This is a genomic window from Natrinema hispanicum (assembly GCF_004217335.1).
GTDB lineage: Archaea > Halobacteriota > Halobacteria > Halobacteriales > Natrialbaceae > Natrinema > Natrinema hispanicum.
Map to the genome: position 1 here is coordinate 577,225 of NZ_SHMP01000004.1, position 11,730 is coordinate 588,954.

An 11,730-nucleotide genomic window follows, 5' to 3' on the forward strand; every position below is an offset into this window, starting at 1 on the left:
TCAGGGAGCAAGCTATTGTTATGAAGGAGATTATCCGGCACTGACCGGATTCGGTGCGCTCGAGCGCGGACCAGCGGAGAAGCGACCGGAGTCAGCGATACCAGTGGCGCAGACGAATTCGTTGCCGTCGACCGCGTCTCGGTCGCAGCCGCAAGTGTCGATGGTGTCACCACGTCCTGCCGATGTATTACACCGATCAGGCCGAATTACTCGCGGCGCGATCTCGAGACGCGATCTCAGTCGTCTATCGGTACGCCATCGACTCCGTCAGCCGGTTCGCCTTCGGCCTCGGCTTCATCGACCTCGTCGTCCGGTTCGTCTTCGGCAGCCTCATCATCCGGTTCGTCTTCGCTTTCGGCTTCGGCAGCTACATCGTCGCCAAATATGCCGTCGAATGGATCGCCGGTCCCGTCATCCGTGTCACTGACTTCGGTCTCATTGCCTGTGGAACCAGTTTCGTCCTCACTGCTACCGCTTTCGGGCACAGTACTGTCTGTCTCGGTCACAGTCGTCCAGAAGTACGCGTTCCGATAGGCGTTCTCGAATGTCGGTGTCGTCGGTACATCGTCGGTATACAGCAGGACAGCAATTCGAACGGTTCCCTCCTCGGTCGTTGTCGTGACGGTTTGATCGACGTAGTCGGTCGTCCCCTGGTCGACCTGCATATCAGACCGTTGCAACTCCGTGCGCTCGACCAGTTCACCATCGACGAACCGTTGTTCCTGCACGACGACAGTGTAGGTCATTCCTCGTTGCTCCTGGTTCTCGACACCGACGATGAACGGAACTGGCTCATCCGGTTCGATTTCCGGCGGGTACCCCAACGCGACGAGTTCTCCCGACTCGTTTTCGGTGAGCAGTCGGAGGCTCGTATATTGCTCGCCCTCCTGTGGAGAGACGAGTGCATAGCCGACTGTCGTCACCGCAAGCACCATGCTGAGGACGAGTGCGACGTTGACGGCGATATGCAGCGCTGATTTCGCGCCGAAGATAGCTGTGTGAGCTGCCTCGAGCCGCCGACCGAGTCCGACCCGGTAACGATCGGCTGCGGGAACGGAGAGCCGTCGAACGGCCGCGAGGCTCGTGCCGACAATCGAAAAACAGGCCACTGCACTACCGACAACCGGGCCAGTGAACCCCCACGGCGTTGCCGCAACGACCAGCCCGAGAAGCGGTAAGATCGCGAAACTCAGTCCGAACGAAAGCGCCCCGCGCTCGACGTCGGTCAACGCCTGCGTTTGCTGAATGAACCGGTGACGACCGGCTTGGGGCTCCTGAACGGGGGTCGCTCGCGGGAAGAGCGTTGCAACGGTCACGTAGCCCGGCACGAGAAACAAGAACGGAAATCCGACTGCTGCCCGCATCACCGGTGATGAGACGTTCGCAACGACCAAGACCACAGTCGCGACGACAGTGAAGCCAGCGACACCGATCAGATCAGTCGGGAGTGCCGTAGCGAGGCGCTTGCTTCGCCGGCGCAGGGTCGAGACGGACTGAAACGGGAGGCCTTTCATTGTACTTGGTAGTTATCACCCCCCTCGCATCCCCTAGCCATTGTTACTTGTAAGATAACGATCCTGCGCGATCGCGTATTAGCGCCATTATACGCTGAACAGGCGCAATACCATGTTCTTGAGGGCGTGGATACGCGCCGTCACTTGATGCAACAATCCATCGCCTATTGCATGGCCGGATATTCTCTACTGGATCGGTACGATCATCTTCTCGGGGACTATAACTGGTTATGAAGCCAGAAATAGATGCGTACCATCCGAACCTTCGAGGCGTCAATTGCCAACCCACAGCAGGTTAGTGATGACCTCGATCAACTCGGATGGGCCGCATCGAAACTCTGGAACGTCAGTCGCTACTACGCACAAGAACAGTGGGACGACACGGGCGAGATCCCCGATGACGGGGAACTCAAAGCCGAACTCAAAGGCCACGAACGCTATACGGACTTGCATTCTCAATCCAGTCAGCGCGTTCTCGAAGAACTCGCTGAAGCGTTCACTGGTTGATTCGCAAAGCGTCGGGACGGCGATAGCCGTGCCCGACCGCCCGGCTACCGCAAACGCGGCGATTCCCACCCACGTTCTACTGTGTCGTTCAAGGCGGCTGGCTTCAAGCATGATGCACAGTTCACCCGCGTTCGCCTCTCGAAAGGCCGTAACCTCAAAGAACACCGTTCGGACTTCGTGCTGTGCGAGTACGAGCTCCGTCCCGACGTAGACCTCTCCGAGTGGGACATCCAGCAGGTCCGGGCCGTCTACACGTACGAAGAGTGGCGGCTTACAGTTCGTCTGCCGAAAGTCAATCGACCCCGACCCACCGGGCGACGGTGTTGCGGGGGTCGATCTCGGTATCTCAAACATCGCCGCGCTTTCGTTCGGGAGCGAGTCGATCCTCTTCCCCGGTAACGCACTGAAAGAGGACGAATACTACTTCGGGAAGCAGAAAGCGAAGTGTGACGATAGCCGATCGAACGAGCGCCTTCGGTTAGACCGGAAACGTACCGAACGCCGAACCCACTTCCTCCATACCCTCTCGAAACATATTGTTTCGGAGTGTAGTCAAGAGAAGCATCGGGACGATTGTCATCGGCGACCTCGGTGGTATCCGCAACGACGAGAACGGAGAGTCCCGCAACTGGGGCAAGCACGGCAACTTCGATCTTCATGGATGGGCGTTTGACCGCTTCACATCGATACTCGACTACAAGGCGGAAACTGCGGGGATCGACGTCACGGTAGAATCTGAACGCGACACTTCAAAGACGTGTTCTGCCTGTGGGACGAAAGACGGCAATCAGCGCGTCGAACGTGGGTTGTACGTCTGCGAGGAGTGCGATACCGTCGCGAATGCGGACGTAAACGGTGCAGAGAACATCCGACAAAAAGTAACTCCAAGTCCGTCTCAGGATAGGAGTAACGGCTGGTTGGCACAGCCTTCAGTCCATCTGTTCGATCGTAGCGAGGGCCGTTTCGTCCCGCGAGAACAGGTCATGGACTGCAAACCCTAATATCCCAACGGCGGTCGGGATTCCACGTCGTTCACGGCGTGGAGGATGTCAACAATATCGACAGCGGCGTCCAACCAGCTATGTGGCCGTGGGAACACGCACTCTTCGGGTATGTCGTCTACTCGGTGGTCTGTCACGCGCACTACCGGGACGCGCCCGGCAAGTACGAAACAGCAGTCGTCCTAATCGCGTCCGTTCTGCCGGACGTGGTCGACAAAACGCTGGCCTGGCAGTTCGACGTGTTTCACTCCGGCTACGCGCTCGCCCATTCGATATTCATCGCCGCCCCGCTCGCGATCGTCGTGGGATTGAGCGCTCGAGAATACGGTCGACCCGCGCTCGGACTCGCGTTCGCCATTGGGTATCCGCTTCACCTCGTGGGTGACGTGATCCCCAGCTACATCTCGAGCGGCGAGTGGACGATCTCCCACCTCCTCTGGCCAGTCGTCGTCATCGAGGGTCGCGATCACGGCGGCCTGCTCGAAGGATTCCGTCACAACTTCGGCCCATATCTCGCAGAGGTGCTTGCGCTCGAGCCGACACCGTATCTACTCGTCCAAGTCGGTATTGCCCTCACAGCGGTTGGGCTCTGGATCGTCGACGGCTGGCCGGGCTGTCGGCTCGTTGTTCGCTGGAACCGGCTGCTCTACGAGCGGCTGAGTTGAGGGGATGGTGGCAACAACGCGGAATGGGCAGAAGGCAATCGCCGCAGGTAGGACCACCGTAACGCGTGCTGCCGACACCGACCGGTCTCCCGAATACTGATACGGTCTGCTGTAAGTCATTTCTGGTGCAACCGCGACCCGTCCTGCGGTTGCACCGGTAAATCGGTACAGCAGACCGTATGAGACGATCACACCTGTCTCGTGGTGAGTCAGGAAACAGGCTGCTTACAAAGTAGCTCTGACGCGAGGCGATCCCTATGGACTGGACCGTGACGAGCGAATCGAGACGGCCGACCGACAGCGGGGGACCGCAGCCATGAGCATCGATGTCCGCGTCGCGACCGACGACGACCTCGAGAAGTGGAACGGATACGTCGAGCGATCGCCACAGGGGACGCTCTGTCACGAACTCGAGGCGCTACGGGTCCAGGCCGACCACGCCGGTGCGACGTTGCATCCGCTGATCGGGTTCAAGGGACAGGAGCCGGTCGGGATCTTTCCCGTCTTCGAGATCAAAAAGCAGTTCGTGACGACGGTGTTTTCGCCGCCGCCGCATCTTCGCGTGCCGTATCTTGGGCCGGCGTTTCTGAACATGGGGAAGCTGAAGCAGCGAAAGCGCGAGAGCCGGCGACAGCGGTTCATGGACGGCTGCTTCGAGTGGATCGAGACCGAACTGAATCCGAAGTACAGCCACGTTCGTACCGCGACGGCCTTTGCAGACGCGCGCCCGTTCAAGTGGCAGGCGTACGATGTGAGCCCGGAGTATACCTACGTGGTCGACCTCACGAGAGAGGAAGACGACCTGCTGATGAGCTTTAGCAGCGACGCACGGAGTAACATCCGCAACACCGACGACGATGCCTACGAGATTACAGTCGGCGGCCCCGAGGAACGCCGCCTGATCCACGAACAGGTCAAAAATCGGTATGAATCTCAAGGGATCAGTTTCGATGTGCCGGTCGGGTTCGTCCTCGAACTCGCCGAGCAGACAGCGAACGGGCACGTCCGGCCATACACCCTCCACGTCGACGGCGAGTTCGTCGGTGGCATCTTGGCCCTCGAGTACGGCGACACCACGGGCCGGTGGATGGGTGGCGTCCGGACCGACGCCGATGTCGACCTCCCGACGAACGACCTCCTCGACTGGGCGGTCATGCAAGACGGACGCGCGCGTGGCCTCGAGACGTACGATCTCATCGGTGCGGATACGCGCCGGATCAACCGGTACAAAGCGAAGTTCAACCCCGAACTGCGGACGTACTACAGCCTCGAACACGGTACGTGGGGAATGCAAACGATCGCATCGCTGTACGATAGTGTCAAGTGAACTGTAGGTAGAACCGGAGACGGACGAGCGCAAGCCAGTCGGGACAGGTACACGGTCGTTACTTCAGCTGGCGAACGCATGGTGGCGATCGACTCGTGACTGCCGACCAAGGATGGATTCGAACACAGTCTTTTCTTGTTGGTAATCTAAGGCATAACAAAGACCTCCCGAGATGGACGAATCGACGATGGACGACGGATCTTCGCTTCAGACGCTCCTCGTCGGCATCGATGCTGCCTGCGATCGGGTACTGGCACCGCTGTTCGAAGACAACGAGGTTCCTACCCTCGAGTCGATCTATCGGAACGGAACCAGCGGGGCCCTCGAGTCACAGATTCCACCGTGGACGGCCTCGGCGTGGCCATCGCTGTACACGGGCAAGAATCCCGGCAAGCACGGCGTCTATGGCTTTCTTTCGTTCGATGGCTACGACTGGGACGTCGTCAACGCGACCGACGTCCGCGAACGGACGTTGTGGGAGTTACTCGATCGACACGGGGTGACGAGCGTCGTCGTCAACGTCCCGGTCACGTATCCGCCGCGGGCGTTCGATGGGGCCTTGATTCCAGGATACACTGCACCGGAGGACCCGGACTGCCACCCCGACGGCGTACTCGAGGACGTCCGTGAGGCAATCGGTGAGTATCGCGTCTATCCCGACGACACTGCCGATCTCAGCACTAAATATAGTGATTGCGTGCGCATGCGAGGGGAGGCGTTTCGGTATCTCGCCGATCGATACGATCCCGAGTTCGGCTTTCTCGAGTTCCAGGCGACTGATTCGGTCTTTCACAAGCGGCCCGACGATACGGCAGCGATCAGCGCCATCTACCGCGAGGTCGATCGGCAACTCAACAAGATTCTCGAGACCCACGAACCAACGAACGTGATCGTTGCCAGTGACCACGGGATGGGGCCGTACGACGGCCACGAGTTCCGGATCAACGAGTACCTCCGCGAAGCGGGGTTCGTCGAAACCGAACGCGGCGGGACGGGAATGCCGACATGGGCGACCGTTCGCGACGGTAATCTCAAGGAAGGGAAGGACGCGACGGAGTACGAGCCCGGGGCCGCCGAACGGGCGATGGCAGCCGCCGCGAGGGTCGGTCTGACGAGCCAGCGGCTCGGGGCCGTCTTCGAGCGACTCGGCATCGAGGATCTCGTCGCGGCGTACACTCCAGCCGGGGTCGCCAGCGCAGGGGCAACGCAGGTCGATTTCCGTGCGTCGAGCGCCTACGTTCGCTCGCGGATCGAACTCGGCGTCCGAATCAATCTCGAGGGGCGCGAACCTGACGGCGTCGTCCCACCCGAAGACTACGAGGACGTTCGAGACCGGATCATCGACGCGTTGCGGGCGGTCACAACGCCCGACGGCGAGCCCGTCTTTGAGACGGTTGGGCGCAGGGAAGAGTACTTCCACGGCCCCGAAAGCGACCACGCCGTCGACGTCGTGACCGTCCCGGCGGACTTCCAGCACTTCATCTCGGCGACGCTGCGAGACGAGCAGTTCGGCCCGCCGAGCGAGCCTTGGAACCACAAGCTCGAGGGAACGGTCGCGGCGTACGGCGACGATATCGGTCACGCCGCCGGCGTCGGGGATGCCCATCTCTTCGATATCGCGCCGACCGTTCTCGCGACGCTCGGAGTGCCGGTCGACGAACGGATGGACGGCGAGGCCCTGCCGTGTGTCGAATCGGCCGGCACGCGCCAGTATTCACGGCTCGAGGAGGATCGATCGGTCGAGACGGCAGACGAGGGCGTCGAAAAACGACTCGCTGATCTCGGGTATCTCGAGTGACAGTCAAAACAAGGGGACTATCGGTCGGACCGAACGAACTGCAGGCCGGCTTTTGCCGTCCGCCAGGCTGGATACACCGTACTGTAGACGCTGTTCGGTGTGTTTCTCGCACCGATCCAGAAGAGCCGGTGTGTCAGCGGCGGCTCGGACGACGAGACCAGCTCGTCTAAATCGACGGTCTCGAGCCACTCGAAGAAGGTTCGCTCGGCCGACGACGCAGGTTCTGTCTCGCGTGCGCGCTTGCGAATGTCGGCCCACATGTGGCGCTCGTCCTGCCCGAGCACCCAGTCGCCGCGCTCGAGTGAGCGCCGGAGGTCGTGGTAGTCCGCGTCCGAGAAGGGATAGCCGTGGGCAGACGGCTCGAGCCTCGAGAGCCGGAGGCCGACGGCTGTGCGATAACACTTCTCGCACTCGCCACAGTTGCCGTCCATGCGGTTGTTACAGGTCTGGAGCTGGAGGTCAGGATCCTCGCTGCGGACGTAGTCGGCGATGACGTCGAGGCGTTCCTGTCGGGTGAGTTCGTAGGCGTCGTGGTGACACTGCGTGCCGGTCCAGCGGACGTGCTCGTCGATGTCGGGCCGTGAGCCCCACTCGAGATCGATGCCGTCCCAGTGGGTCGCAGCGACGTAGAGGTCGGTCATCCCGCGTGCGTAGGCCATCGGCGCACAGAGGCCCAAGAGTCCCAGCCCGTGCCCGACAGAGCTGTACCAGCCACCGTCGACGTAGCGCTTGTAGTGGGCCAACAGCATGGGATGGTCGAGAAATGAGAGCATGTTCGACTCGACGAAGGCGGTCTCGCAGTCGTGATCAGCAGCGAATCGCGAGACGCGCTCGCAGGAGGGCAGCCCACTTCTCGTCGTCGGCCGCATCCGGTGTAATCGTCCACCCCCGGATACTGATCAGCGTCGGCGACTCCTCGCGGTGGCGGACGTACGAACACGTCGAGTCGACACCGCCGGTAAACAACAGCCCGCTCTCGTCGCCCGGCTCGGGCTCAGGCTCGATCGTGCTGCGGGCATAGAGCGTCCCGCCCTCGAGGAAGTCGTACATCTCACACAGCGACGCCTGGACGTCCTCGAGCGCCCGGGCGAACGTCGCATCGACCTCGTCGACGTAGACGTCGGCTCCGTTGGCCCATGCGACCGGACAGACCTGTGCGAGGACCGGAATCGCGAGGACGCCCGCTGGGACGTCCTCGATCGGCACGTCGTAGCTGGTGCGAAACGGTTCGTCGGTGAAAAACCGCTCGAGGTCGGTCGAACTGCGGACCGAACACTCGAGGCGGTCGTCGTTGGCTGAAATCTCGTCGATGATGATCGAGGACATAGGACGTAATCGGATCGTCCAGACTGGATCACGACCGGCTACAAAAACCATCAGAACCGTTGAACGGCCGCGCGCTGAGACGGCGCGCTGTAGGCAGTCGTCCCCTATCGACAGGGACAGCATATCTCGACGCGTGCGCGTGCTGTGACAGCCAGTCACATCGTTGTGCGAGCGACGACAACGGCCGTGTTCGCAGGTATGATCCCTATAACAATCCACGGCAGCGGCGACGACTGGGCCAATACATGCGTCTCGAGAGTGGTTCGGCCGCGCCGGGTGAGTGCCCATGAGACGATCGGCGATCGAGATGACGGTCGCGGTCGGCTTTCTCGCGGTTGCGATCGGGCTCCTCGTGGCGAGAGCGAACCCTGCGACTGCCTACGAGCCGTCAGTTTACGTGGGGACGCCGACGATCACGTGGGCTGGCTTTGCACTCGCGCTTGCGATCGCTGTTGGAACGACGCTGGTCTGTCGTGGTCGCCAGCAGGGTGTCGGGATCGGCCTCGGCGCGCTGACAGTGACGGCGATCGTGAGCCTGCCGTTGGTCCGGAACTACCGCTTTGCCGGGATGGGCGATGCGCTTACGCATCTGGGGCTGACACGAGACATCGTCGCCGGCGCGACACAACCCCACGAGCTCTTCTATCCGGGATTGCACGCGATCGCAACGGTGTTTCACTTCGTCGGCGGCGTTTCGATCGAGCGTGGCCTCCTGATCGGTATGGTCGTTCTGTTCGTCCCCTTCGTCGTGTTCGTCCCGTTGGTCGTCCGTGGGATGGCTGGCAGCGAGTTGGCAGTTGGGATCGCCGCGATCGCCTCCTGGATGGTGTTGCCGGTCAACAATATCGCGACACACATGGCCGTCCACACCAACTCGAACGCGCTGTTTCTCGTGCCGCCTGCCGTCTTCGCGCTCGTTGCCTACCTCCGACGGCGCTCGACAGTCGAACGGCTTCCCCTCGGCGTCTCGCCGTTTAGCGCTCTTATCCTCCTGACTGGGTTCGCGCTCCTCGTCGTCCATCCCCAACAGATGATCAACGTCGTCGTCCTCATCGGCGCGGTCAGCGGTGTCCAGTATCTGGCCCGGTGGCGCTTCGATGACCATCCGATGCTCGAGCATCCAACGACCTACGCCCACACGATCTCACTCGGTGCCCTCTTTGGCATCTGGGCGCTCAGCAACGAGCGGTTCAGGCAGGCCGTCATCGCGCTTGTTACCGGGCTTCTCGCACAGGATGTCGGCGGGAACTCAACGGTCAATCAGCGCGGGACGTCGTTGACAGAGATCGGTGGGAGCCTCACCGAACTGTTCGTGAAGATGTTCCTCGATAAGGCGGTCATCGCGATTATCGTCGGCCTCTTTATTCTGGTCGTCTGGCTCCGCCGAACGAGTCTCGACGATGAGCCCAGATCCTTCGTCAACTACGTCTCGCTCTCGCTGTTCCCGCTGACCGGCATGTTCCTCGTCTACTTCCTCGGGACGCCGACGATGGCGTTCCGACAGATGGGGTTTATTTACGTGCTCCTGACGATCCTCGCCGGAATCGCCTTCGCACGGCTTACCGGCAGCCTCTCGAGCGTGATCACGAGACCGGGTGCGAACGCGGTCGTCGCGCTGGTTCTCAGTGCCTGTCTCGTCCTCGGGTTGATGACGGTGTTTACGTCGCCGCTGATCTACAACCCCAGCCAGCACGTGACTGACGAGATGATGAGCGGGTACGAGGACGCATTAGGCCACGGGGCCGAGGGCGTCCCCTACGCGGGAATGGGGTACGACCCGTACCGGTACGATCATGGAATCAACGGGATTTCTGGCGGCGGTAGCGGGACGATCAGTGGCGCGTCGGCCACGACCGGAACTGCCAATGCCAGTGTGTTCTCGGCGGGCAATTACACCGGGGCCTATCCCGCCGACAAGTACTACCTCGTCTTTACGGAGTGGGACCGGACCAAAGAGATCGATATCTACGAAGGGCTCAACTACGACCGTGCTGCACTCGAGGAACTCGACACCGAACCGGACGTGAACAAGGTCATCTCAAACGATGAGTTCAAAATGTATACGGTCAACGGCACGACGGTCAACAGGACGCCGACCAACAGGACGCCGACCAACAGCACAGCGTAGGATCGCCGTCGACCGACGTGACGAACCGCACCGTCGCCGTTGGTATCAGTCAGCGCACGCGTGATAGCTCGAGCAGACAGTTGTTGGACGCGTAGGTCCGATTTGACCCGCAGTAAATACTAATTGTGACCGTGAAAGGCGGTACTGCCTGTGTGAAACAGCGTCATTCACTGTGTAACAGTCTATCAGCCGCTTGCCGAATTCGACCGAGAGAGCGCCCTCATTCGAGGTATTCACTTATTGCTCGAGGAACGCTATGATTTCCTGACGGCTACCGACCGATAATTCGTTCGTAACTTCGAGATAGAAACTTCGTAGTTTGTGTGTATTTATACAGTGTTAGAAATATTGTCTGGAAATCCTCAAGATGACAGCAAGAAAAAGTTTATGAGTGTAAGGTGGTGTTACGGAAGTGTATGGCGCAAAATCCCCGTACGTCCGAAACGGAATCTACTCCGACTACAGGCCGTAATTCCGGATTAACCCGCCGCAACTACGTTCGCTCGCTCGCTGCAGTGGCGACGGCGACGACCGCAATCGGTGGGGCCGGCTCCGCTGCGGCCAAGGACGACTACGAGGTTATCAAAGCCCAGGGACAGACGATCACCATCGACGAAGGTGAGACCTGGGAAAACAAGCTCATCGACATGACGACCGGTCAGGACATCGTTGTCACTGCCCACAGCAGCAACTGGACGATCCGAAACATCGGATTCAAGGGCAAGAACACATCCGGGACCGGGACCGCTACGTTCGGCATCTCCGACACCGCTGGTGGCACCTGTACCGTCGAAAACGTCTACCTCGGTGATGGTGCGAGCACGGGTAACGGCAACCCCAACGGACACGGCCAGACTGCCTTCTGGGCCGCCCCCGACCACTCCGGCCACATCGACTTCAAGAACGTCAACATTCAGGGCTTCGCGGACAACGCGATCTACGGCTCGGCCCCCGGTAACAACGGTGGCGGGACGATCCACATCGACAGCAGTTTCGCCGCGAACTGTTACGTCTCCCACTTCCGACTGGCCACTGAAGGTAGCAAGGTCACGAACTCGAGCGTCTACGTCGACACCAGCAAGGGCTACGTCGGCCGCGGGATCTGGGCGTGGGCACCCGGGACGATCGAGGTCGAGAACTGCCAGCTCGAGATGAACGGCCAGAACAACGCTATCGTCGCCGGTGCAAACGGCAAGCCGACCGAAGTCGTCGTCAAAAAATCGGACTACGACAAACAGGCGGGCATCGCCGAACACTCCGGCTCGAACGTCAAGCTCGGCAACAACGTCGGAACCAGCCCCGAGGCAGTGATCCCTGACGGCGTCCCGACCTCCCCGGAAGAAGCCGCATCTGGCGCGTCGAACTAAATCCTCTTCTGAGACGACACCGCGAACACGGACCCAGCTGACGCGACGTTCTCCGTATAGCAGTCCCCGCTGACGCGACTCCCCTCCCCAGCGCGGA

At 60.7% G+C, this 11,730-nt stretch carries 6 protein-coding genes and 2 pseudogenes; 6 read left to right on the forward strand and 2 right to left on the reverse strand.

Features of this window, described 5'->3' with window-relative positions:
* Nucleotides 1-236: 236 nt before the first annotated feature.
* A complete protein-coding gene (locus BDK88_RS09820; protein WP_207225267.1) occupies nucleotides 237-1,514 on the reverse strand; it encodes a DUF1616 domain-containing protein in 1,278 nt (425 codons plus the stop codon).
* 246 nt (nucleotides 1,515-1,760) lie between these two features.
* Here BDK88_RS09820 and BDK88_RS09825 point away from each other — a divergent pair.
* From BDK88_RS09825 to BDK88_RS09840, 4 genes and pseudogenes are all read left to right on the forward strand, one after another.
* Nucleotides 1,761-3,022 (forward strand): annotated as a pseudogene (locus tag BDK88_RS09825) (RNA-guided endonuclease InsQ/TnpB family protein).
* Nucleotides 3,023-3,060: 38 nt separating this feature from the next.
* The gene (locus tag BDK88_RS09830) at nucleotides 3,061-3,687 is read left to right on the forward strand and encodes a metal-dependent hydrolase (protein WP_242611639.1); all 627 of its coding nucleotides are present in this window, start codon (nucleotides 3,061-3,063) and stop codon (nucleotides 3,685-3,687) included.
* A 316-nt stretch (nucleotides 3,688-4,003) separates the two neighbouring features.
* Nucleotides 4,004-5,014 carry a lipid II:glycine glycyltransferase FemX gene (locus BDK88_RS09835; RefSeq protein WP_130500268.1) on the forward strand — a complete coding sequence of 337 codons (1,011 nt, stop codon included), beginning with the start codon at nucleotides 4,004-4,006 and terminating at the stop codon, nucleotides 5,012-5,014.
* 187 nt (nucleotides 5,015-5,201) lie between these two features.
* Nucleotides 5,202-6,812 (forward strand): alkaline phosphatase family protein, encoded by a 1,611-nt coding sequence (locus BDK88_RS09840; RefSeq protein ID WP_130500269.1) that lies wholly within the window; start codon nucleotides 5,202-5,204, stop codon nucleotides 6,810-6,812.
* Nucleotides 6,813-6,829: 17 nt separating this feature from the next.
* Here BDK88_RS09840 and BDK88_RS09845 read toward each other — a convergent pair.
* Nucleotides 6,830-8,138, reverse strand: a pseudogene (locus tag BDK88_RS09845) (hypothetical protein).
* Between the two features lie 286 nt (nucleotides 8,139-8,424).
* Between BDK88_RS09845 and BDK88_RS09850 the strand changes: the two are divergent.
* Both BDK88_RS09850 and BDK88_RS09855 read left to right on the forward strand, forming a co-directional pair.
* Nucleotides 8,425-10,266, forward strand: a complete 1,842-nt coding sequence (locus tag BDK88_RS09850; RefSeq protein WP_130500270.1) for a hypothetical protein — start codon at nucleotides 8,425-8,427, stop codon at nucleotides 10,264-10,266.
* Between the two features lie 416 nt (nucleotides 10,267-10,682).
* Nucleotides 10,683-11,633 (forward strand): hypothetical protein, encoded by a 951-nt coding sequence (locus tag BDK88_RS09855; RefSeq protein WP_130500271.1) that lies wholly within the window; start codon nucleotides 10,683-10,685, stop codon nucleotides 11,631-11,633.
* Nucleotides 11,634-11,730: the final 97 nt, after the last annotated feature.